General features: G+C 62.3%; 19 protein-coding genes. 11 read left to right on the top strand and 8 right to left on the bottom strand.

All coding sequences use genetic code 11. The features are described 5' to 3' along the window. Positions 1-82: 82 nt before the first annotated feature. The 8 genes from ACZ1HH_RS20185 to ACZ1HH_RS20150 form a co-directional block, all read right to left on the bottom strand. Positions 83-958 carry a 2-oxo acid dehydrogenase subunit E2 gene (locus tag ACZ1HH_RS20185; RefSeq protein WP_472635801.1) on the bottom strand — a complete coding sequence of 292 codons (876 nt, stop codon included), beginning with the start codon at positions 956-958 and terminating at the stop codon, positions 83-85. Between the two features lie 10 nt (positions 959-968). Beyond that, positions 969-2,399 (bottom strand): NAD-dependent succinate-semialdehyde dehydrogenase, encoded by a 1,431-nt coding sequence (locus ACZ1HH_RS20180; RefSeq protein WP_416370200.1) that lies wholly within the window; start codon positions 2,397-2,399, stop codon positions 969-971. Between the two features lie 15 nt (positions 2,400-2,414). Then, positions 2,415-3,743: a biotin/lipoyl-containing protein gene (locus tag ACZ1HH_RS20175; RefSeq protein ID WP_472635802.1), complete on the bottom strand. Its 1,329-nt coding sequence runs from the start codon at positions 3,741-3,743 to the stop codon at positions 2,415-2,417. Then, positions 3,733-4,728 (bottom strand): alpha-ketoacid dehydrogenase subunit beta, encoded by a 996-nt coding sequence (locus ACZ1HH_RS20170; protein ID WP_416370198.1) that lies wholly within the window; start codon positions 4,726-4,728, stop codon positions 3,733-3,735. The genes ACZ1HH_RS20175 and ACZ1HH_RS20170 overlap by 11 nt, the downstream gene beginning before the upstream one ends. 10 nt (positions 4,729-4,738) lie before the next feature. Beyond that, positions 4,739-5,740: a thiamine pyrophosphate-dependent dehydrogenase E1 component subunit alpha gene (locus ACZ1HH_RS20165; protein ID WP_472635803.1), complete on the bottom strand. Its 1,002-nt coding sequence runs from the start codon at positions 5,738-5,740 to the stop codon at positions 4,739-4,741. A gap of 59 nt (positions 5,741-5,799) precedes the next feature. Beyond that, a complete protein-coding gene (locus ACZ1HH_RS20160; RefSeq protein ID WP_472635804.1) occupies positions 5,800-7,098 on the bottom strand; it encodes a M24 family metallopeptidase in 1,299 nt (432 codons plus the stop codon). A 63-nt stretch (positions 7,099-7,161) separates the two neighbouring features. Further along, a complete protein-coding gene (locus ACZ1HH_RS20155; protein ID WP_416370195.1) occupies positions 7,162-7,971 on the bottom strand; it encodes an SDR family NAD(P)-dependent oxidoreductase in 810 nt (269 codons plus the stop codon). Positions 7,972-7,991: 20 nt separating this feature from the next. Then, positions 7,992-9,737: an ABC transporter substrate-binding protein gene (locus ACZ1HH_RS20150; RefSeq protein ID WP_472635805.1), complete on the bottom strand. Its 1,746-nt coding sequence runs from the start codon at positions 9,735-9,737 to the stop codon at positions 7,992-7,994. 313 nt (positions 9,738-10,050) lie between these two features. Between ACZ1HH_RS20150 and ACZ1HH_RS20145 the strand changes: the two genes are divergently transcribed. The 11 genes from ACZ1HH_RS20145 to ACZ1HH_RS20095 all read left to right on the top strand — a co-directional run bounded on the left by ACZ1HH_RS20145 (position 10,051) and on the right by ACZ1HH_RS20095 (position 23,665). Next, the gene (locus tag ACZ1HH_RS20145) at positions 10,051-10,998 is read left to right on the top strand and encodes a sugar ABC transporter substrate-binding protein (protein ID WP_416370194.1); all 948 of its coding nucleotides are present in this window, start codon (positions 10,051-10,053) and stop codon (positions 10,996-10,998) included. A gap of 87 nt (positions 10,999-11,085) precedes the next feature. Next, positions 11,086-11,874 carry an SDR family oxidoreductase gene (locus tag ACZ1HH_RS20140; RefSeq protein WP_472635806.1) on the top strand — a complete coding sequence of 263 codons (789 nt, stop codon included), beginning with the start codon at positions 11,086-11,088 and terminating at the stop codon, positions 11,872-11,874. A 92-nt stretch (positions 11,875-11,966) separates the two neighbouring features. Further along, on the top strand, positions 11,967-12,944 hold the full coding sequence (locus tag ACZ1HH_RS20135) for an ABC transporter permease (protein WP_416370252.1): 978 nt from the start codon (positions 11,967-11,969) through the stop codon (positions 12,942-12,944). A 14-nt stretch (positions 12,945-12,958) separates the two neighbouring features. Further along, entirely contained in the window at positions 12,959-13,960 is a 1,002-nt protein-coding gene (locus tag ACZ1HH_RS20130; protein WP_416370192.1) for an ABC transporter permease, read from the top strand. Beyond that, positions 13,957-15,462, top strand: coding sequence for a sugar ABC transporter ATP-binding protein (locus ACZ1HH_RS20125; protein ID WP_472635807.1), 1,506 nt, complete (start codon positions 13,957-13,959; stop codon positions 15,460-15,462). The genes ACZ1HH_RS20130 and ACZ1HH_RS20125 overlap by 4 nt, the downstream gene beginning before the upstream one ends. Positions 15,463-15,839: 377 nt before the next feature. After that, positions 15,840-17,120 carry an urea ABC transporter substrate-binding protein gene (urtA, locus tag ACZ1HH_RS20120; RefSeq protein WP_416370190.1) on the top strand — a complete coding sequence of 427 codons (1,281 nt, stop codon included), beginning with the start codon at positions 15,840-15,842 and terminating at the stop codon, positions 17,118-17,120. Between the two features lie 66 nt (positions 17,121-17,186). After that, positions 17,187-19,178, top strand: a complete 1,992-nt coding sequence (gene urtB / locus ACZ1HH_RS20115; RefSeq protein WP_472635808.1) for an urea ABC transporter permease subunit UrtB — start codon at positions 17,187-17,189, stop codon at positions 19,176-19,178. 3 nt (positions 19,179-19,181) lie between these two features. Further along, complete coding sequence (urtC, locus tag ACZ1HH_RS20110) at positions 19,182-20,360, top strand: urea ABC transporter permease subunit UrtC (RefSeq protein ID WP_472635809.1); 1,179 nt, start codon at positions 19,182-19,184, stop codon at positions 20,358-20,360. Further along, the gene (gene urtD / locus ACZ1HH_RS20105) at positions 20,357-21,097 is read left to right on the top strand and encodes an urea ABC transporter ATP-binding protein UrtD (protein ID WP_416370187.1); all 741 of its coding nucleotides are present in this window, start codon (positions 20,357-20,359) and stop codon (positions 21,095-21,097) included. Before urtC ends, urtD begins: the two co-directional genes overlap by 4 nt. Then, the gene (gene urtE, locus ACZ1HH_RS20100) at positions 21,078-21,797 is read left to right on the top strand and encodes an urea ABC transporter ATP-binding subunit UrtE (RefSeq protein ID WP_472635810.1); all 720 of its coding nucleotides are present in this window, start codon (positions 21,078-21,080) and stop codon (positions 21,795-21,797) included. Before urtD ends, urtE begins: the two co-directional genes overlap by 20 nt. Positions 21,798-21,874: 77 nt before the next feature. After that, positions 21,875-23,665 carry a gamma-glutamyltransferase family protein gene (locus tag ACZ1HH_RS20095; protein ID WP_472635811.1) on the top strand — a complete coding sequence of 597 codons (1,791 nt, stop codon included), beginning with the start codon at positions 21,875-21,877 and terminating at the stop codon, positions 23,663-23,665. The last annotated feature ends 23 nt before the right edge of the window (positions 23,666-23,688 follow it).

Raw genomic sequence — 23,688 nt, 5'->3', positions numbered from 1 at the left:
GTTTCATTGCGGGCGCCGAGGATTGGTCCTCTGCGCCCGTCTGCGCCAACCTGCACATTCTGCACAGGCGCAAAGGCTTTTGTCAGACCATCATCCGGCGCGGGTCGCTCAGGAGCCCTGCGTAATAGGACAGGAACCGCGCCGCATCGGCACCGTTGATGACCCGGTGATCGTAGCTCAGATCCAGTGGCACCATCGGCACCGGGCGCGGCGTGTCCCCGTCCCAGGCGGTCACGGTTTCGGTGCGGGTGATGCCAAGGATCGCAAGTTCCGGAGGGTTCACAATCGGCGTAAAGCCAATGCCGCCGATGCCGCCCAGATTGGAGATCGACATCGAGGCGCCGCCCATCTCGTCGGGGCCGATCTTGCGGTTTTGTGCGCGGCTGGCGAGGTCGCGGATCTCGGCGCCGATCTGCAACAGCCCCTTTTTGTCGGCGTCGCGGATCACCGGAACCATCAGCCCATGAGCGGTATCGACGGCGATGCCGATATGCACATAGTCCTTGAGGATCAAGGTCTTGGCATCTGCGCTGAGGGAGGCGTTGAACCGGGGAAACTCCCGCAATGCGCGTGCCAGCGCCTTGACGTGAAACGCCAGCGCCGTGAGCTTGACGCCCTGCGCCTGGGCCTCGGCCCGAAGCTCCTGACGCAGCGCCTCGATCGCGGTCACATCGGCGCGGTCATGATGTGTGACCTGCGGGATCAGCGCATTGGCGGCGGCAAGATTGGCCGCCGCGATCTGCCCAAAGCGGCTCATGGGCTCCTGTGTGACCGGGCCAAAGGCGCTGTGATCGACCTCCCAATAGGAGGTGTCGCCCGCCGGGGCAGCGGAGGCGCCGCCCTCTAGATCCTCGCGCGCGATGGTCTGGCGACCGAGATCCGCAGCGAGTTTTTCAATATCCACGCCCTTTTCGCGCGCCAGGGCGCGGACCGAAGGGGATGCGATGACGTCTGACATAAGCGCCCCCTTACCAGCTGGCCGAGATATATTGGGTTTCCATGAACTCGAGCATCCCCTCATGCCCGCCTTCGCGCCCAAGGCCGGACTGTTTGACGCCGCCAAAGGGGGCGGCCGGATCGCTGACCAGTCCACGGTTGAGGCCAACCATGCCGTATTCGAGCCGCTCGCAGACTTGCAGCGCGCGTTTCATATCCTCGGAGAAGACATAGGCCACCAGACCGTATTCGGTGTCGTTGGCGCGGCGGATCACGTCCTCCTGATCGGTGAATGTCTGGATCGCCGCCACCGGCCCGAAGATCTCGTCATGTACGCATTCGGCGGTCTCGGGCACATTCGAGAGCACCGTGGGCGGGTAGAAGAACCCCGGCCCCTCGGGCTGGGTGCCGCCGATCTCGATCTTGGCGCCCTTGGCCACGGCGTCGGCGACAAAGCTCGCCACCTTGTCGCGGGTGTCGGCGTTCACCAGCGGGCCGACGTCAACGCTTGGATCGGTGCCATCGCCGACCGTGAGCGCGCCCATGGCGGCCGAGAACCGGCGGGTGAATTCCGCGGCCACGGCCTCATGCACGTAGATGCGGTTGGCGGCGGTGCAGGCCTCGCCCAGATTGCGCATCTTGGCCAGCATTGCGCCTTCGACGGCGACATCGAGATCGGCATCGTCGAATACGATGAGGGGGGCATTGCCGCCCAGCTCCATTGCCGGTTTCAACACCTGATCGGCGGCGGAGTGCAACAGTTTGCGCCCCACCCCGGTTGAGCCGGTAAAAGACACCACCCGCACGCGCGGATCATGCAGCATGTGATCCACCAGCGCGCCTGTGCGTTTGGAGGGCAGCACATTCACCAGCCCCGGCGGCACGCCTGCCTCTTCGAGCAAGGGCATCAGCGCCAGCATCGTCAATGGCGTCTCGGAAGCCGGTTTGATGATGACCGCGCAGCCTGCCGCCAGGGCGGGCGCGATCTTGCGGGTGCCCATGGCGGCGGGGTAGTTCCAAGGTGTGACCAGCACCGCCAGCCCCGCCGGTTTGTGCTGTACCATGATGCGCGCGCCCGAGGCGGGTGCATGGGTGATAAGACCGTCGGCGCGCACGGCTTCCTCGGCAAACCAGCGGAAAAACTCTGCCGCATAGGTGGCCTCGCCCATGGCATCCGCGCGGGCCTTGCCGTTCTCGAGCGTGATATAGTGTGCAAATTCTTCCAGCCGGGCGCTCATCAGCTCCCAGGCTTTGCGCAGCACCTCGGACCGCTGGCGCGGGGTACGCGCGGCCCAGTCCTTCATGGCGGCTTCAGCCGCGTCCAATGCGGCGTCGGCATCGCTGATTTCGGCGGAGGCAACGGAGGCGATCACCTCTTCGGTGGCGGGGTTCACCACGTCGAACCGTGCCTTTTCCGCGCCGGGCACCCATGTGCCGTTGATGTAAAGATCGGTGAATTCCATGACAGTCTCCATGGCTCAGAGCAGGTGGCGGACGGGCTGTTCCATCCGCGCTGCAAAATTGGAAAGAAGGGCGACAGCCTCGCGCGCGGTGAGGCTGTGGGCGGCGCATTCCAGCGTTACCACCAGCCCGGACCCACCCGCGCAGAGCGTCAGCGTGGGGCAGTCCTCGGGTCCAAGATCGACGCCGCTGATCCGGCTCAGGCGCAGATCGCGCAGGCAGAGATCCGGGATGCTGTCGGGATCGGCTTCGGTGACATCCCCCAAGGGACCTGGCGGCACCTGATAGAGGCGCTGAGTGTTCACGGTTTCCACCGCGACAATGGCCGCGCGGCCAAGGCTCGCCCCGGCAAAGCCCGCAAGCAACGCCGCCGCATCGCTGAGGCCCGCAGAGTCTTGTGCCCAGGCAGAAAATTCGGAGAACCCTTCGCTGGCGAGATCGGCGGTCAGACGGCGTGCGCTGGCGGCGGCAGCTTCGGGTGCCTTGGTGGGCAGGGCGCGCAGGACCTCAAGATCAGCGACGTGATAGGGTTGCGGATGGCCGGCCTCTGCCAGGCGTGCAAGATCAAGACCTTGCTCGAGCGCCAGCCGCCGGGCCTTGGGTGAGGCCAGAATGCGCCCATCAGGGGCGGGCCCCGATTGCGCGGATGCGCGGGGGGCCGAGGTTGGCGTTTCCGCTGCGGTTGCAGCGGCTTTGGCCTTTGGCTCTGCCGGTTGGGCCGCTGCGGCGGACGCCGGGGCGTCGCCGAGGGCGCTGCGGCTCAGTTGCACGGGGGCGTTTGGCTTCTCTTTGGAGATCACCGCGATCACCTCGCCCACCGGGGCCTCTTCGCCCGCCTCGGCCAGAAGGGCCGCGACAAATCCGTTTGTATCGGCCTCGACCTCGACGGTGGATTTGTCGGTTTCCACCTCAAAGAGCACATCACCAGAGGCGACCGCATCGCCGGGGGCCTTGTGCCAGGCGACGATCAAGCCGGAGTCCTGGGCCATGCCAAGCGCGGGCATGATGACGCCGTGGCCATCGGGGATTTCGTGCGCCGGGGCGGCAGCGTTAGGGGGCGGCGCGCTGGCGGCGTTCCCATCGGAGGGCGCGGGCGCAGTGGCCTCGGCAGAGGTGCCGATCATGGCGATCACCTCGCCCACGGGCACATCGGCGCCCGCCTCGTGACGCACCTGACCCAGAACCCCATTGGCCTGCGCCTCGACTTCCATCGTGGCCTTGTCGGTCTCCACCTCAAAGAGCACGTCGCCAGCGGCGACCTCGTCGCCCGGGCTTTTGTGCCAGGCGACGATCTGGCCACTGTCCTGCGCCATGCCAAGGGCGGGCATGATCACCTCATGCGGCATGGATCATCTCCCCCGACATCAGCTTGCGCGCCTTCTCGACCACGGCCTCCGGGGTGGGCACGGTGAGGTCCTCGAGCGCGGGCGTGAAGGGCACCGGCACATCCATCGCGCCCATGCGAAGCACCGGCGCGTCCAGATGATAAAAGGCCTTCTCGTTGATCCGCCCGGCAATTTCGCCCGTGACGCCATAGCTCTGATGGCCCTCGTCGACGACGATCACGCGCGAGGTCTTCTTGGCGGAGTTGATCAGCGTGGCTTCATCAAGCGGCACAATGGTGCGCGGGTCGATGACCTCGGCGCTGATGCCCTCCTTGGCGAGGATCTCGGCGGCGGCCTCGCAGACCTGCACCATGGATGAGGTGCCGATCAGCGTGATGTCGGCGCCCTCGCGCAGGATATTGGCCTCGCCAAAGGGGATCAGATATTCCTCTTCGGGCACCGGGGCCTTGTCGTTGTACATCAGCTTGTCTTCGAAGATCACAACCGGGTTGTTGTCGCGGATCGCAGTCTTCATCAGCCCCTTGGCCTCATAGGCGGAAGAGGGCATGGCCACCTTCAGCCCCGGGATATGCGCCACCAGCGCGTGCAGCGATTGCGAGTGCTGCGCCGCCGAGCGTCGGGTTGCGCCCAGATTGGTGCGCAGCACCAGAGGCGCGCTCATCTTGCCGCCGGACATGTAATGGGTCTTGGCAGCCTGATTGCAGAGCTGATCCATGATCAGATAGATGAAATCGCCAAACATCAGGTCCACAACGGGGCGGGTGCCGGTCATCGCCGCCCCCACGGCAAGACCCATGAAGCCGGGCTCTGCGATCGGGGTGTCGACCACGCGATCGGTGCCGAATTCCTCGACCAGACCGCTCAGGACCTTGAAGGGTGTGCCCGCCTCGGCCACGTCCTCGCCAATGATGAACACGGTCTCATCGCGGCGCATTTCCTCGGCCAGCGCCTCGTTGACCGCTTGGGATAGGGTAATCTCTCGCATGTCGCTCTCCTCAGGCCAGCGCGTGTTTGACATCGGTGTAGACGTGCATGTCGACCTCGGACTCGTCGGGGTACCTGGCCTCCAGGGCGTAAGTCACCGCCTCTTCGGCATCCTTGCGCACCGCCTCATTGAGGGCTTCGATCTCGTCTTCGGTGGCGATGCCCTGCTCGACCAGCCAGCCGCGGAACTTGATGATCGGATCGCGGTTTTCCTTCCAGTCCTTCTCCTCTTCCTTGGAGCGGTAGTATTCGCGGTTGATGTCGCCGACGTGGTGGCCGTGATAGCGATAGGTCATCAGCTCCATGAAGAACGGCCCCTCGCCTTTGCGGGCGCGCGCCACCAGCTGTTCAGTGAGCTCATTCACGGCGAGCACATCCTGGCCATCGACCTGATGCGCCTCGATGCCAAAGGCCTCGGCGCGGGCGGTGATGGAGCCAGCCGCGATTTCATCGGTGCGGGTATATTCCGAGTAGCCGTTGTTTTCGCAGGCATAAATCACCGGCAAATTCCACAGCGCGGCCATGTTCATGACCTCGTACATTAGCCCCTGTGCGGTGGCGCCATCGCCAAAGAAACATACCGTCACATCGTCCTTGCCGGTGAGTTTCGCGGTAAAGGCCGAGCCGGTCGCGATCCCCATGGACCCACCGACAATGGCATTTGCGCCGAGGTTGCCGTTGGACTGATCCGCGATATGCATGCTGCCGCCCTTGCCACGGCAATAGCCCTCTTCCTTGCCCAGAAGCTCGCAGAACATCTCCTTGAACTCGGCCCCCTTGGCGACGCAATGGCCGTGGCCGCGGTGGGTCGAGGTGATCTTGTCGGTGACTTTCAGCGCCTCGCAGATGCCGACGGCGACGGCCTCCTCGCCGGAGTACATATGCGTCAGCCCCGGCATCTTGGCCGAGAGGTACAGTTGGTTGGCGTTGTCCTCAAAGGTACGGATGCGGACCATCTGGCGATACATGCGCAGATAGTCTTCTGTATTGGATGATGTCTTGGCGGCACTCATGGGATCTCTCTCTGGAAAAAGCGCCCGGACCCGAAGGCCCGAGCCATCTTCGGGGGAGGTTAGTAACGGTTGGCGATCGGCAGCTCTTCGGCCGGGAAGAGCGAGATCACCTCGCAACCGGTGTCTGTGACCACCACCTCTTCTTCGATCCGCGCGGCGGAATAGCCGTCGCTGGCCGGGCAATAGGTTTCCAGCGCAAAGACCATGCCGGTCTGGATCTCCATCGGGTTGTCGAGGCTGACCGCGCGCGAAATGATCGGCCGTTCGTGCAATGCCAGCCCGAGCCCGTGACCAAATTGCAGCCCAAAGGCCGACAGCTCGTCCGGAAAGCCGAACTCCTCGGCCTTCGGCCAGAGTTTGGCGACCTGATCGGTGGTCACGCCCGGCTTAATCGCTTGAATCGACGCATCAATCCATTCGCGCGCCTTGACGTAGGCATCCACCTGCGCAGGCGTCGATTTGCCGATGTTGAAGGTCCGATAGTAGCAGGTGCGATAGCCCTGATAGCTTTGCAGGATGTCAAAGAACGCCTGATCGCCCGGACGGAACATGCGGTCGGTGAAGTTGTGCGGATGCGGGTTGCAGCGCTCGCCCGAAATGGCGTTGATCGCCTCCACATCGTCCGAGCCCCACTCGTAGAGGAGCTTGTTGGACATGGCGACAATCTCGTTTTCGCGCACGCCCGGTTTCAGCTCCTCGTAGATCATGTGGTAGACGCCATCGACCATGCTTGCGGCCTGCGTCAAAAGTTGGATCTCGTCCCAGTTCTTGATCTCGCGCGCCGAGAGCATGATCTGCTGACCGTCCACCACATTGATGCCGGCCTCTTTCAGGGCCTCGAACATGGCGGTTTCGGCATAGTCCACGCCCACCGGCATGCCCTTCATGCCCGCATCCTCGATGAGACCTGCGATGTCTTCGGCGTATTTCTTCATCAGGCCAAAGCTCGGCGGGATGGTGCCGCGCATGCCGACAACGCCCGCGTGGCAGTGATCCGGCACCAGCCAGTCGGAGTATTTGCGGTGATGCACCGCCGCAGAGCCAAAGTCCCAGACATGCGGCGCGTCATCGCCCGTGAGCAGGGCAAAGCGGCACATCTTGTCGCGTTCCCACTCGCCGATCTTGGTCGCGGTCACATATCGGATGTTGTTGACATCAAACAGCAAAAGCGAGCCAGCGCCGCTTTTCTTCAGCGCCTCGCGGGTGCGGCTCAGGCGGTAGCGGCGCAGCCGGTCGTGATCGACGCGGCGTTCGAAATCCACCTGGGTCGGGCCCCAGGCCGGCAGGCGGCCTTCCCATTGCCAATTGGGTTCAAGATCCTGTGGGGTCAGGACGTTCGGGGTTAGTGCGCGGCACATAGTTCCTCCTTCGGGTATGCGCTCGCACACCCGTTTATTATTCAATTTCAGTTGTTTAGTGCGTTATTGGATGCACCAGCCGCCATCGATGTGGATCATCTGGCCGGTCATGTAGTCACTGTCGTCCGAGGCCAGGAACGACGCGGTTCCAACAATGTCCTTGGGGTAGGAGACGCGCTTGATCTGCAGCGCGTCGCGCACGATGTCGTCATAGGCCTGACCTTCGCGCTCCTTGAAGCCGATATCGACGAGGTCCTTGTCGAGCTGCTCCCAGAGGGGCGTCACCACGACGCCCGGCGCATAGCCGTTGACGGTGATGTTGTGCTCGGCAAGGCCAACCGCCCCGCAATGGGTGAGCGCCAGGCAGCCGTATTTCGAGGTGCAATACACGGTCACATCCACCAGCGGTTTGCGCGAAGCGATGCTGCCAACGTTGATGAGCTTGTAGGGATGGCCCTCCATTGGCCCCTGTGCGATCATCTGGCGGGCGGTCTCCTGCATTCCGAGCCACATCGCCTTGGTGTTGACGTTCATGATCATGTCCCAGTTGTCCTCATCGATATCCATGAAGAACCGGGGCTTGTTGAGACCAGCGTTGAATAGCCCGACGTTGATGGAGCCAAAGGCATCCACGGTCGCCTTGACGGCGGCAGCGTTGTCCTCGCGTTTGGTGACGTCCATCTTGATCGCGACGGCGCGACCGTTTCCAGCGCCGTTGATCTTTTCCGCAAGCGCATGGGCTTCATCGCCGTCGAGATCGCCGATGCAGACATTCGCCCCCTGCGCGGCAAAGGCTTCGGCATTGGCAGCCCCCATCCCACGCGCCGCGCCCGTGATAAGAATGTTTTTGCCTTTCAAACGGTTGGGGTCCATGGTCTCTCCTCCTCAAGTCGCTATGTACCGTGTGATGCAATCAAGGCATCCGCGCGCGCCTGAGCGCTGCGCAACGCCTCGCGCGGGGAGGTGACCCCGCGCAGCATGTCGTGAAAGTCCTCGCCACAGATGCGGATGATCTGTCCGATTTCGGGCACCGGCGGGCGGGGCCAGAATTGCAGCTCATCGCGCCAGGACATTTCGTCCACGGCCTCGAAGATCTGCGATGTGCGGCGCACTTCGGGGTCCGAGCCCACAGAGTAGCGCGGGTTGGTCCGGCTGCCGTGCTGCACAAAGAGCTTTTGCGCCTCGGGGGACGTGAAGACAGTGAGCGCCTCGACGGCGGCGGGGATGCGTTCGGGGGCCAGATTGGCCGGTATGCCCATGACATAGCCGCCCACCGGGGCAATCGGGCTTTCGTCGCGGCCCGCAGGATGCGGCAGATACCCGGTCTGCCCGCAAGCGGGAGAGCTTTCGTCCAGCTCGAAATACGGCGCCAGCAGCGTGTAGCCATAGGCCATCGCAACCTTGCCCGCCGCATAGGGGCGCACGCGCTCGTACCAGGACATCGACAGAATATCGGGCGGCGAATACTGCAGAAGTTCCAGCAGGTATTCGGCGGCCTGCCGTCCGGCGGGCGTGTCGATGGTGGCGCGATAGCCCCCTTTTGCAAGCGCGTCGGTGTCAAACCCGCCCGCGTTCTGCACAAGGTCAAGCACCGGTTGGCCGAAATCTGCCATTGCCATCAATGCAGTATGGCCAAGTGCGGTGCCGCGGGCGGCGTTCCAGGCGATGCCATAGCGCCCTCGGCGCGGCTCGTGCAGCGCTTCGGCGGCGTGCAGCAAGGCGTCGGTGGTCGCGGGGGGTTCGAACCCCGCTTCGGCAAAGAGATCCCGACGATAGAACAGCAGCTCCGGTGTGGTCTGCGCCGGCACACCATAGGCGCGCCCGCCCCAATGCGCGGCTTTCCAGCCCGCGGTGTGAAAATCCGCCGTGTCCAGCCGCGCCAGATCCATCACCTGATCCAACGGCATCAGCACATCCTTGGTGGCAAACTCGCCAATCCAGGGCAGGTCCACCGCGATAATGTCATACCGGCTGGCGGCGCGCTCAGCATTGCGCAGCGCCTCTTCGCGCAGCCGGTCGATGGAGAACGCGCGCTGGCTGATCGCTACGCCAATCACCTGTTCGAACTGCCGCTTGAGGTTCTCCATCACCATGAATGTGGGATCGCCATGGGCCAGCACCCTGAGGCCACCGGCCACCTTGAGCGGCTCGCTCAGCACCTGCATCGGCAGGATCGACTGCGCCGCCGTATAGCTGCCGCCAAAGTAGTAGTCCTTGGTCTCCGGCCCGCGATGCCGCCCGCCATAGCGGGCTTCGGCCATCCGCTGCACCCGCCCGGAGAGCTGCGTCCACTGGTCCAGCAGCGTGTCGCTTGGGTGCATGGAAAAGCTTTTGCCGGATTTGGTGCGCGGGCGTTGCTCGATCAGGCCCGCCTCGATCATGTCCTTGAGCCGGCGGTTTGCCGTGGCATAGGGCACGCGACTGGCCCCGATCAGCGAGGTCGGGGTGATTGTCTTGGCTTCGAAATGCCCCTTGATGAGATGCATCGCCATCCGCAAATGTGCGTTGGGCGCATAGACGTCGAGCGTATCCTCCAACTCGTCACTCAGCTCCTCGAGAAAGGACAACACGCCAAGAGCTTCGGATCTCGCCTCGGGCGAGACCGGTTCGGTCTGGTCATGTCTTGCATAAGCATTCATCGGAGCGCTTGACCTATTGCGGTGCAGAGGATTGCGGAGTTTCGTGATTTTATCCGATTTGGATGACGCGGATTTGCTCACGGGATTTCCTCCTGAAGATGTCCAAAGTGAGAATTACAGCGTAGCGCGAATTTATCCATTTTGGACTTTTAAACATCCAAAATGGATATTTTTGCTGCATTCCTGAGGGGTCAGAGTTGGCAATCTGCCCGAAGTCAGCCAGTTTTCTGGAGGACAGAAAAGCGCCCGGGAGGGGTGCATGAAACTCCAGAGCCAATCGGACGTTTCCAAAATCACTGGGAGGAGATCAAATATGAAGATGAGAACAACGCTTGCCGCCACCACCGCGATGCTGCTGGCCGGGGCCGCCTCTGCCGACACGATGAAGATCGGGATCACGCAGAATAACGTCGGTGTGGACAGCTACCAGACCACCTATGAAAAGGCCTTTATTGCCGCTGCCGAAGCCAATGAAGAGGTCGAAGCCGTGGTCCTGGACGCAGGCGGTGACGTGGCGCGCCAGATTGCCCAGATGGAAGACCTGATCCAGCAGGAAGTTGATGCGATCATCATCTGGCCCACCAATGGCGAAGCGGTGATCCCCGCGGTGCGCAAGGCCGAGAAAGCCGGTATTCCGGTGGTTGTGACCAATTCCAACATCGCCGAAGCCGGGTTTGACTTCATCAAATCCTTCTCCGGCCCCGACAACATCACCCAGGGTGCGCGGTCTGCCGAGATCATGTGCGACAAGTTCAAGGACATGGGGATCGCGGATGAGGCCCAGGTGGTTCACATTACCGGCCAGCCCGGCTACACCACCGCGATTGAGCGGGCCAAAGGGTTTGAGGACCGCCTGCCCGAGGTCTGCCCGAATGTGACCATCGTCGACACGCAGCCCGGCGACTGGAACCGCGAGAAATCGCAGCAGGTGATGGAAGCCTTCCTCGTCAAATATGACGACATTGACGGTGTCTATGCCGGGGACGACAACATGGGTGTGGGCGCATTGAACGCGGCCAAGGCCGCCGGTCGCGATGGTATCATCTTTGTCGGCGCCACCAATTTTGCGGTGGGCTACGAGGCGATGGCCGCTGGCGAATACTGGGGCTCCATCTACCAGTCGCCCGTGGATGATGCCGAGGCCGCGCTGCAGACCGCGGTGGACATCCTCTCTGGCAAGGACATCCCGTTCCTGAACTACTTCGACACGCCGAAGATCACGCAGGACAACATGGGTGAGTTCACCAAGCCTGTCTTCTAAGGCAGCGACTCCCAGTGGGGCGTCTCGCTTGACGCGGACGCCCCACATTCCATTTCTGATAGCCAAGACTTTGAAAGGGGCACGCCGATGGGACGTGTATCTGATCGTGTCTGCCTTGTGACCGGAGCGGCGCAGGGCATTGGCCGCGCCATTTCCGAGGCGCTCCTGCGGGAGGGAGCCATGGTCTGTCTGGCGGATATCAACGACGACAAGGTGGCCGATGCGGCCCAGAGCCTTGCGCAGGAGCACGCCGGACGTGTGACCTCTGCCGCCGTGGACGTCACCAATCGCGCCGAGGTGCGCCAGATGATTTCGCATACGGTCGACACCTTTGGTCGTCTTGATGTGAAGTTCAACAACGCCGGGGTGAACCGGCCCATGAACTTTCTCGATGTGACCGAGGACAACTGGAACTTTATTATGGGCATCAACGGCTTGGGCTGTATGATCGGAATGCAGGAAGCAGCGCATCAGATGATCGCCCAGGGCAAGGGAGGCAAGATCATCAACACCGCCTCCATCGCCAGCCGCCAGGGGTTTGACAATGTCGCGCCCTATTGCGCCTCGAAGTGGGCGGTGGTGTCGCTGACCCAATCGGGGGCCCGCGACCTGGCCAGGCACAACATCACGGTTACAGGCTTTGCCCCCGGCGTTGTGGCAACCGAAATGTGGGAACAGGTGGACCAGGACCTGATGGAGATCGGCGCGTCTGAGCGCCCCGGAGAAGCGATGGAGGCCTTCTCCGCCAATATACTGAAGGGGCGCGTGGCAACGCCGGACGACATCACCGGAACCACCACGTTTCTCGCCTCACGCGAGAGCGACTACATGACCGGACAGATCGTGATGATCGACGGGGGCATGACCCTCGTATGAGGTAGTGCATCTGACGGACGGAGTTTGACGGAGCGAGGCAGGAGGAGCCGATGCCGGAGACAACACAACATGCCCAGAACCCAAGGGAGGGGATGATGGCACCACTGAACAAAGAGCGACTGGGACGAGTCCTTGCTTCTCAAGGCATCCTGATTGCTTTTGCGGTCTTTCTGATCGTCTTTACCATCGCCAATCCCAAATTCCTGTCCGTTGACAACGTGTTGAGCGTGGTGCGCTCCTCGGCCATCCTGGGTGTGATGGCGTTGGGGGTGACCTTTGTGGTCATCAGCGGCAACCTCGATCTCTCGGTGGGGTCGATGATGTCCTTTTCCACCATCGTGGTGCTGGATCTGCACGACAAGATCGGACCGTTGATGGCGATCCCGGCGATGTTTGCCATGACGATGGCGCTGGGGGCGCTGATCGGCTTTCTGGTTGGCTACCTGCGGCTCAACTCTCTGATCGTGACGCTGGGGATGCTGTCGGCCATTCACGGGCTGACGCTGACCTATTCGGGCGGTCAGAACATGGACATTGCAGACAAGGAAGGCACCTGGTTTGGGGTCTTTGGGCAGGGGACGGCCCTTGGCATTCCGGTGCCGATCCTGATCTTTGCCCTGTTGGCAGCGGTGCTGGGGCTGGTGCTGGGCAAGACTGCATTCGGCCGCAAGATCTATGCGGTGGGCGGCAATGGCACTGCGGCGACCTTTTCGGGTATTCGCCGCGCGCGCACCGTCTTTAATTGCTACCTGATTTCCTCGGCCTGCGTCGCCACTGCAGGACTCATTCAGGCGAGCCGCTCTCTGGGGTCGCAGAACACCGTCGGCCAGGGGCTAGAACTTGAGGTGCTGGCGGCCGTGATCCTCGGCGGCGCCTCGCTTCTGGGCGGGTCGGGCACCATCTTCAAGACGGTGATCGGCGTGCTGATCCTTGGCTTTATCCAGAACGGTCTGCTGCTGATGGGTCTGCAATTCTACGTCCAGTTCGTTGTGACCTGGGTCATCATCATCCTTGCTGTCTGGCTCGATATTGCGGCCAAGCGCGGCAAGCTCTGGTCGCCAATCGCATAAGAAGGGAGAGGCCCATGCAACCGGGTGCATTGTCCAAAGCGCTGAAAAACGGCGCAATCTGGGGCTTCATCGTGCTGGAGCTGATCTTCTTCAGCGTCGCGGGCGAGTTCCTGTCGCTCTCTGACAAGGCCTTTATGGATTTTGAGAACATGCTGCTTTTGCTGAAGCAGTCCGCCCCCATCGGGATCATCGCCATGGGCATGACCATCGTGATGGTGAACGGCAATATCGACCTCAGTGTCGGGGCCACATTTGCGATTGCCGCGATTGTACTGCTCGACAGTATGACATGGCCGATCTTTGCCGGGCTTGGCGACTGGGTGATCCCGGTGGCGTGGCTTCTGGCGCTTGCGGTGGGTACGCTTCTGGGGGCGCTCAACGGGCTTATTGTGTGGAAAACGGGGGTTGATGCCTTCATCGTGACGCTGGGGTCCATGCTCGGCTATCGCGGTATCGTCTTTATGTTCAATGGCGAGAACCCGACTTCGCATCTGAACTGGACGCTGGTGGATTTCGCCGAGGCGCAATTCCTTGGCCTGCACACCGCAACCTGGTTCCTGCTGATCGTGACGCTGGCAATCTGGTTCCTGATGACGCGCACCGTGCATGGGCGCAACGCCTATGCCATTGGTGATAACCGCGACGCCGCCGTGAACGCCGGCATCCGTGTCGGCCCGCATATGATGGTCAACTTTGCCATCATCGGCTTTCTGGCGGCGCTCTCGGCCGTGGTCTTTTATTCCGAAAGCGGTTCGGTCAATCCCAATGACGGCCAGCTTTATGAACTCTGGGTCATCACGGCGGTGGTGCTGGGCGGTACCAAGATCACCGGCGGTGCGGGCAATGTGATCGGCACATTTGGTGGCGTCATCGCGATCCAGCTGCTGCGCAAGGGGCTTGGTCATATCGGGGCCGATACCTCGACCGTGAACCTTGTGATCGGTCTCATTCTCATCGCGGTGCTGTTCCTCGACCGCCAGCTCAACGTCAAAGGCAAAGAGGAGCTCAAGGTATGAGTGATCCGGTTCTGCGTCTCAAAAACATTGTCAAAACCTTCCCCGGCGTGCGCGCCCTTGATGGGGTCTCCTTTTCGGTGTTGCCGGGCGAGGTCCACGCCCTGATGGGCGAGAATGGCGCCGGGAAATCCACCTTGATGAAAGTCCTCGGCGGCATCTACCAGCCCGACGGTGGCAGCATCTACATGGGCGACCAAAAGGCGGTGATGGCCGGCCCGCCGGAGGCCAAGGATAAGGGCATCGTCTTTATCCACCAGGAGCTGAGCCTCGCCGAAGAGCTCTCGGTGGCGGAAAACATCTACCTTGGCGAATTGCCCCGCAAGAGCTTTGGCCGGGTGGACTGGCCCAAGCTGGCCGCACAGGCGAATGCGATCCTGAAAAAGCTCAACGTGAATTTCGACGCCAATGCGCGGGTGGGGGATCTGTCGATCGCCAATCAACAGATGGTCGAAATTGCCCGCGCGCTGACGGTGGACGCCAAGGCGGTGATCTTTGACGAGCCCACGGCCTCGCTGACGGATGCGGAAAAAGTGGTGCTCTTTGACGTGATCGCGGATCTACAGCGCGAGGGCGTCGGCATCATCTATATCTCGCACCGCATGGAGGAGATCTTTAAGATCACCGACCGCATCACAGTGCTGCGAGACGGACAGTATCAGGGCACGGTGCGGACGGCCGATACCAATGAGGAATCGGTGACGCAGATGATGATCGGGCGCAAGCTCGATCTGTCTCGTAACGCCAGCCATCACGAGCTGGGCGATGTCGCCCTCGAGGTGCGCGGCCTCAGTTGCGGCAAGTTCTTCACGGATGTGAGCTTTGACGTGCGCCGGGGTGAGGTGCTGGGCTTTTACGGGCTGGTGGGCGCGGGCCGCACCGAGATTGCCGAGACGCTCTTTGGGCTGCGGGACCCCTCTGCCGGGCAGATATTCCTCGAAGGGCGCGAGGTGCGGATCAGCTCGCCGGTGGATGCCATCAACATGGGGATCTCCCTCGTGCCCGAAGATCGCAAGGGCCAGGGGCTTGTGCTTGGCATGAACTGTCGGGACAACATGACGCTGCCACAGGTCGATGACATGAAGGCGGGGCCGTTTGTGGCCGAGGGCGCAGAGATCGCGATCTTTGACCAGTATCGCGACCGGCTTGATATTCGCACCCCCGGCTGGCGGCAGAAGGTGGGCAATCTCTCGGGCGGCAATCAGCAGAAGATCGTCATCGGCAAATGGCTGTCGATGCATCCCAATGTGCTGATCGTGGATGAGCCCACCCGCGGCATCGACGTCGGGAGCAAATCCGAGATCCACAAACTGCTGCGCGAACTGGCGGCGCAGGGTTATGCGGTGATCGTCATCAGTTCGGAGATGCCCGAGGTGCTGCATGTGTCCGACCGGATCGCGGCGATGTATTCCGGCCGCATCATGCGCACCTTTACCTCGGAAGAAGTGACCGAGGACAGCCTGATCCAGGCGATCTCGGGTCTTGGCAGCGATCAGGTCGCCTGACCCGCGAGGCCACGTTGCCACAGAGGGTCCCCCCATACGCCGCGCGGGCGCTCCTGCGCGGCGCAGCTGTGTTTGCTGCACCGCAGCGCCAAGCGCTCAATTCTTACTCAGACATGTATGTTTCCCGCCCAAATCGAGTGCATTCCCGAAACGCGCGCCCAGCCGGGTGCAAAACGCCTTGCTCGAAATCGTCCCTGCGCGGAGCCTTGTTTCATCCGCATGAACAGGCCCAAGAGCCCTTGGCGGGTGTGTGACGACCAGCGAATTGCCACTCGGTCTGGCCGCCACACGAATGCAACGAAAACACATTGCGCGCCGATCCTGCCGAATTGCCCCCCAAAGGGCAAGCGCAGCATGAGGCGTGACGGGAGACAGCTATGACATCCGCAAAAACACTTCTGGCCAGCACGGTCGCCCTGGCCACCATGAGCCTTGCCGCCCACGCCGCAGACTGCCCCATCAAGGTGGGCGTGCTGCACTCGCTCTCCGGTACGATGGCGATTTCCGAGACCACGCTCAAGGACACCGTCCTGATGCTTGTCGACGAACAGAACGCCAAGGGCGGTGTTTTGGGGTGCGAGCTTGAGGCTGTCGTGGTTGATCCGGCCTCCGACTGGCCGCTGTTTGCGGAAAAGGCGCGCGAGCTTCTGAGCGTGCATGAGGTCGATGTGATCTTTGGTAACTGGACCTCCGTGAGCCGCAAATCCGTTCTGCCCGTGATCGAGGAACTGAACGGTCTGCTGTTCTACCCGGTGCAATATGAGGGCGAAGAAAGCTCCAAGAACGTGTTTTATACCGGTGCGGCCCCGAACCAGCAGGCGATCCCGGCAACGGATTACTTCCTTGATGAGCTTGGGGTGGAGAAATTCGCGCTGTTGGGTACCGACTATGTCTATCCCCGTACCACCAACAACATCCTCGAGAGCTACCTGCAGTCCAAAGGCATCGCCGAGGAAGACATCTTTGTGAACTACACGCCCTTTGGTCACTCTGACTGGTCCAAGATCGTCGCCGATGTGGTCGCTCTGGGGGCCGACGGCAAAAAGGTCGGCGTGATCTCCACCATCAACGGCGATGCCAACATCGGCTTTTACAAGGAACTCGCGGCTGCGGGCATCTCGGCCGATGACATCCCCGTGGTTGCCTTCTCGGTGGGCGAAGAAGAGCTCTCGGGTCTTGATACCTCCAACCTCGTGGGCCATCTGGCCGCGTGGAACTACTTCCAATCCGCCGAAAGCGAAGCCAATGAGGCCTTTGTCGCCAAGTGGAAAGACGTCATGGGTGAGGACCGCGTGACCAATGACCCGATGGAAGCCCATTACATCGGCTTCAACATGTGGCTGCAGGCCGTCGAGGCCGCTGGCACCACCGATGTGGATGCGGTGCGCACGGCGATGTACGGGCAGGAATTCCCGAACCTCACCGGCGGCATGGCCAAGATGCTGCCCAACCATCACCTCGCCAAGCCGGTTCTGATTGGCGAGATCCTCGAGGACGGCCAGTTCGACATCATCAGCCAGACTTCCGAAGTGGCGGGCGATGCCTGGACCGACTTCCTGCCGGAATCGGCCGTGCTGATGTCGGACTGGGAGAAACTGGGCTGCGGCATGTACAACACCGAGACCGAGAGCTGCGTGCAGATCAAATCGAACTACTGATCTGACAGCACCTTGCGGGAGAGGCCGATGCGGCCTCTCCCACCGGACTCGGGAAAGAAGAACCTCATGATAAGACGAGTGCTGGCAAGCCTTGGCTTGCTGCTGAGCTTGCTGCCGGTGGTGTTTGGCGCCCTGCCCCAGACCGTCGCCGCGCAATCCGCCCTTTCTGCCACATCCATGCAGGACATCCTGCAGGAGCACGCGGCGATCATCACCAAATCCTCGCGCAAGACCATCGGCCCCGCCATCGACGCGGTGGCAAACAGCGGTCTTGCTCAGGCGCAATCGGTGCTGGAGGCCTGGCAGGCCAAGGACATCTGGCAGCGTCAATCCGATGGGCTGTTTTTTCGCGCCCAAAAGACGGATGCGGGCTATGATCTCTATGATTTCGACCAGCAGCAGGTCGTTGCCACAGCCCAGAAGGGGGATCTGAAGCAGATCAAACCCAACAGCGGTATCCGCGCGCTTCTGGCGGTGGCTCTGGTGCAGTTTCAGCTCTCCGATCCGGACCCCGAGCGGCGCGCCGAGGCGCTCTTGTCGCTCGAACGCGACCCCTCGGCAGATGCGCTGGCGCCCCTGCGCGCAGCGATCCCGACCGAGGATGACCCTGACCTCCTGGCCAAGAAGCAGCGGCTCGAGCGGCTTTTGACCATTGCCTACGGCAGCAGTGATGGCGCGCGCATTCAGGCGATCAATGACATGGCGGGCGATCTTGGCGTTGATGTCCGCGCCACCCTCAACCCTGTGCTTGCGACCACCCGCAAGGTCTATGCGGCGGCGATCCCCGACGGGGTGAATGTGGCGCGCCCGCTCTCGCCCGGTGATGACACCCTCCCCCGCGACGAGGCCTATGAGATGCTGGTGGCGCAGGATCTCGCCCCCGCCCGTGTGAGCAGCGATGACATCCGCACCACATTGGCGGCACATATCGAAGGCGGCTACGTTGGTGGCGTGGCGCTGGCGCAGCTCTCGGACCCCGAGCGGCGCATTGCAGCCTATGAGACCCTTGTTGCGGCCGCAAAAGCCCCGGCGCTGGTGTCCGAGCCGGAGGTCACCGAGGCCCTCGCCGCGCATCGGTTTGCCGACGTCTATGCGGAGCCTTCGACTGCCGTGACCGATGCCGCCCGCTCGGCGCTGCGGCGCATTGAGACCAAGGTGCAGCTCAATCAGACGCTTGATCTGGGGCTGGATGCGCTCTCGCTTGGGTCGATCTATTTTCTCGCGGCCATCGGGCTTGCGATTACCTTTGGCGTGATGGGCGTCATCAACATGGCGCATGGCGAGTTCATCATGATGGGCGCCTACACCGGCTATGTGGTGCAGCAGGTGATCCCCGATCATACGCTTTCCATTGCCGTGGCCATTCCGCTCGCCTTTGGCGTGACCTTTCTGGCCGGGGTGGCGCTTGAACGGCTGGTGATCCGCTGGCTTTACAACCGGCCGCTCGAGACATTGCTGGCAACCTTTGGCGTTTCGATTGCGCTGCAACAGCTGGCCAAGAACATCTTTGGCACCCAAGCCCGCCCGCTGACTGCGCCCGACTGGCTCGGGGGGGCGTGGGTTTTGAACGATGTGGTTTCGATCAGCTATATCCGCATCGCCATCTTTGTGCTGGCGCTGCTGTTTCTGGGGCTGTTTCTTTTTGTCATGAAGCGCACGCGGCTTGGTCTGGAGACCCGCGCGGTGACGCAGAACCCGGGCATGGCGGCTTCGATGGGGATCAACACCGATCGGGTCAATATGCTGACGTTTGGACTTGGTTCGGGCATTGCGGGGATCGCGGGTGTTGCCATCGGGCTCTTTGCCAAGGTCACATCCGAGCTGGGGCAGGACTATATCGTCCAGAGTTTCATGACCGTGGTTGTGGGCGGGGTCGGCAATATCTGGGGCACGCTTCTGGGCGCGGGTCTCATTGGTGGCCTGCAAAAGAGCATCGAGTGGCTGAACCCCTCGAACACGCTCGCCGCGCAGACCTACATGATCATCTTCATCATCATCTTTATCCAGTTCCGGCCGCGGGGCATCATCGCCCTCAAGGGCCGAGCAGCGGGGGATTGAGCCATGAACCGCAGCTTTATCGCGCGCAATCCGTCCGTGCTGGTGTTCCTCGCCCTCCTTGGGCTGGCGACATTTGCGATCACCGCCGCCTCCGAGGGGCTGGGCTTTGGGCTTTTGTCCACGTCGATGGTGAAAACCCTGGGCAAGACGCTTTGCCTTGCGCTCATTGCGGTCGCCATGGACCTCGTCTGGGGCTACGCGGGCATCCTGAGCCTTGGGCATTTCGCCTTTTTCGGGCTTGGCGGCTATATGATCGGCATGTGGCTCATGTATGAGCGCACCAGCCAGATCGTGACGCAAAACCTCGCCAATGCGCCCATTCCCCCTACCGCCGAGGAAATCACGGACGCCATCGGCTCGCAGATCTTTGGCGTTGTCGGCAGCTCTGAATTCCCGCTGGTCTGGAGCTTTGCCGACAGTCTCGTGATCCAGCTGGCGTTGGTTGTTCTGGTGCCGGGGCTTTTGGCGTTTGTCTTTGGCTGGCTGGCGTTTCGCGCCCGGGTGGCGGGGGTTTATCTCTCGATCCTCACGCAGGCGATGACATTGGCGCTGGCGTTGTATCTCTTTCAGAACGACAGCGGCTTGCGCGGGAACAACGGGCTTTCGGGTTTGCAGAACATTCCGCATCTCGATCATGTGCCGCAATCGGTGCTCTCGGTCTGGTTCCTCTGGGCCTCGGCCTTGGCGCTGGCGCTTGGGTATCTCCTGGCCGCATGGATCGTATCGGGGAAATTCGGCAGCGTGATCCGTGGCATCCGCGACAATGAATCCCGGGTGCGGTTCCTTGGCTACTCGGTGGAGCGCTACAAGCTCTTCATCTTTACCGTCACCGCCATGATCAGCGGTGTCGCGGGGGCGCTATACTATCCGCAGGCGGGGATCATCAACCCGGCAGAGCTAGCGCCCGTGGCCTCGATCTATCTTGCGGTCTGGGTCGCCATCGGCGGGCGCGGGCGTCTGTATGGTTCGGTGATCGGCGCCTGTTTTGTCAGCCTGATCTCCACCTGGTTCACCGGTGGGCAAGCCCCCGACATCAACCTCGGGTTCTATACCGTGGCATGGGTCGATTGGTGGACCATTCTCCTTGGGCTGTCGTTTGTGCTGGTCACGCTCTTTGCACCCAAAGGCATTGGCGGGCTCTTTGATCTGATTGCCGCGCGCAAAAAGGAGGCGCAGGAATGAGCCAGCTTCTCGAAGTGTCGGGCGTCTCCGTCAGCTTTGACGGGTTTCGCGCCATCAACAACCTGTCCTTTGCCATCGGCAGCGCCGAGCTGCGCGCGATCATCGGTCCCAATGGCGCGGGCAAGACCACCTTTATGGACATTGTCACCGGCAAGACCCGCCCGGATGCGGGCCATATCCTCTGGGGCGACAAGAGCCTCTCGCTCTTGGGGCTCAACGAGGCGCAGATCGCGCGCGAGGGCATCGGGCGCAAGTTTCAAAAACCCACCGTGTTTGAGGATCAGACCGTCGAGGAAAACCTGCTGATGGCATTGAAAGCCAAGCGGGGCGCCCTCTCGGTGCTGTTCTGGAAACCGGCGTCCGCCGATATGGAGCGGGTGCGCGCCCTTGCCGCCGAGATCGGCCTTGAGGATGCGCTGGGGCGGATCTCCGGCACCCTCAGCCACGGGCAGAAACAATGGCTCGAAATCGGGATGTTGCTGGCGCAGGAGCCGCGGCTCCTGCTGGTGGATGAACCGGCCGCAGGCATGACCCCGGCCGAGCGCGAACACACCACCGCCATTCTGGTCGAAGCGGCCAAGACCCGCGCCGTGGTGGTTGTCGAACATGACATGGAGTTTGTGCGCCGTCTCAACTGCCGCGTGACGGTGCTGCACGAAGGCTCGGTGCTCGCCGAAGGTTCGCTTGACCATGTCACCGCAAACAAGGAGGTGATTGATGTCTATCTCGGGCGCTGATCCCTTGCTGCAGGTCCGTGACCTCACGCTGCATTATGGCCATTCCCAGATCCTGCATGGCGTCGACATCGAGGCCCGCACGGGCGAGGTCACCTGTGTCATGGGCACCAATGGGGTCGGAAAGACCTCGCTTATCCGCGCGCTTGCGGGGCGTCACAACCGCTCGGGCGGCACTGTGATGCTGGATGGCGAGGCGCTGCCGGTGCTGCCTGCGCATCACCTCGCCCACAAGGGCATCGCACTTGTGAGCCAGGGGCGCGAGATTTTTCCGCTGCTCACGGTGCGCGAAAACCTGGAAACGGGTCTCTCGATCCTGCCCAAGGCCGACCGCGCCGTGCCCGAAGAGATGTTTGACCTCTTTCCTGTCCTGAAGGACATGCAGCACCGCCGAGGGGGCGATCTTTCGGGTGGGCAGCAACAGCAGCTTGCGATTGCCCGCGCGCTCATCACACGGCCCAAGCTTTTGCTGATGGACGAGCCCACCGAGGGCATCCAGCCCAACATCATCCAGATGATCGGAGACGTGATCCGCAGCCTGCGCGATGAGGGCCGCATGGCGATCGTGCTGGTCGAGCAATATTTCGACTTTGCCTATGACCTGGCGGATCGCATCGTTGTGTTGCAGCGCGGGGCGGTCATTGCTGCCGGCGGCAAGGGCGAGATGGCGCGGGACGAGGTGTTGGCCAAAGTCTCGGTCTGAGCGCGCGGGCGCAAGGCGGCTTGCGCTTTGAGACAGGCCCTCTACCCTCGCGGTGACGCAGCAAAGGGAGAGAGAGCGTGTCAGACTTCACCACCCGGCCCGAGATCCGAGGCACCTTCGGGGTGGCCACCTCGACCCATTGGATCGCCTCTGCCGTGGGCATGAGCATCCTTGAGAAAGGGGGCAATGCCTTTGACGCGGCGGTTGCGTCGGGGCTGGTGCTGCAAGTGGTGGAGCCTCACCTCAACGGGCCAGCAGGCGATATGCCCGCGATCTTTTACAGCGCCAAGAGCGGCAAGACAGAGGTGCTCTGTGCGCAAGGTGTGGCGCCTGCGGCGGCGACCATTGCACATTACAAGTCCCAAGGACTCGCGCTGATCCCCGGCTCGGGGCTCTTGGCGACGGTGGTGCCGGGTGCCTTTGACGGCTGGATGTTGATGCTGCGTGACCATGGCACGATGTCGCTGCGCGAGGTTCTGGAACCGGCGATCTTCTATGCCCGCGACGGTCATCCGCTGCTGCCGCGCGTGGCCCATACCATCGCAGGCCTGCAGGCGTTCTTTGAGGCCGAGTGGCCCAGCTCCGCCGCCGTCTGGACGCCAGACGGCAAGGCGCCCGAACCCAATGCACTCTTTAAAAATCCCGACCTTGCAGACACTTACGCGCGTCTTATCGAGGAAGGCGAGGCCGCAGGTGCGGAGCGCACCACCCAGATCGATGCTGCCCGCAGCGCCTGGCGCGAGGGGTTTGTGGCCGAGGCCATCTTTGATTATCTCGCGGATGCCTGCGTCATGGATGTGTCGGACAAAAAACACGGTGCGGTGCTCGCGCCCGCCGACATGAAGACCTGGCGCGCCTCATACGAGGAGACGCTCAGCTATGACTATGAGGGCTGGACCATACACAAGACCCACGCCTGGAGTCAGGGACCGGTGCTGTTGCAGGCGCTGGCGATCCTCAAGGGCTTTGATCTTGGGGCGATGGACCCGATGGGCGCGGAATTTGTGCATACCGTGACCGAGGCGATGAAGCTCGCCTATGCCGACCGCGAGGCCTATTACGGTGATCCAGCCCAGTCGGAGATCCCGATGGATGTGCTCCTGAGTGAGGACTACAACGCCACGCGGCGCAAATTGATCACCGCCGAGGCCTCGCAGGCGCAGCGCCCGGGCCGGGTGCCGGGATTCGAGCATCTGGCCGACGCCTATGTTGCGCGCGCCGCGCGGGATTTCGACGTCGGCCCTGTGGCCGCACAAGAGCCGACCATGTCGCATCTGACGGAAAAACGCGGCGACACGGTGCATCTTGATGTGATTGACCGCTGGGGGAATATGGTTTCAGCAACCCCGTCGGGTGGCTGGTTGCAAAGCTCTCCGGTGATCCCCGGCCTTGGCTTTGCCTTGAACTCGCGTGCACAGATGTTCTGGCTCGAGGAGGGCCTGCCGACCTCGCTGGCGCCGGGGCGCCGCCCACGCACCACATTGACGCCGAGCCTTGCGGAAAAGAACGGCACGCAGCTGGTTTTTGGCACGCCCGGGGGCGATCAGCAGGACCAGTGGCAGCTCATCTGGTTCCTGCGCTTTGTGCATTTTGGCATGGAGCTGCAGCAATGTATGGATGCGCCGCTGTTTCATACGATGCATTTTCAGGGCAGTTTCTTCCCGCGTGAGGTGCGCCCCGCCGAGATCATGCTGGAGCCCAACTTTGGCGAGGATGTCATCCATGCGCTGCGTGCGCGGGGCCATAAGGTGATCGTCGCTGATCCCTGGACCGTTGGGCGCCTGACGGCGGCGCTGCGTGAACCAGATGGGATGCTGCGCGCCGCCGCAACGCCGCGGTTGATGCAGGCCTATGCGGTGGGCCGATAGGGCCCTTGGCCTGTCATATCTAC

Source organism: Epibacterium sp. HA2-3 (genome assembly GCF_055693725.2).
The sequence above is the reverse complement of the archived record's forward strand: the minus strand, read 5'-3'. Positions and strand labels throughout refer to the sequence as shown.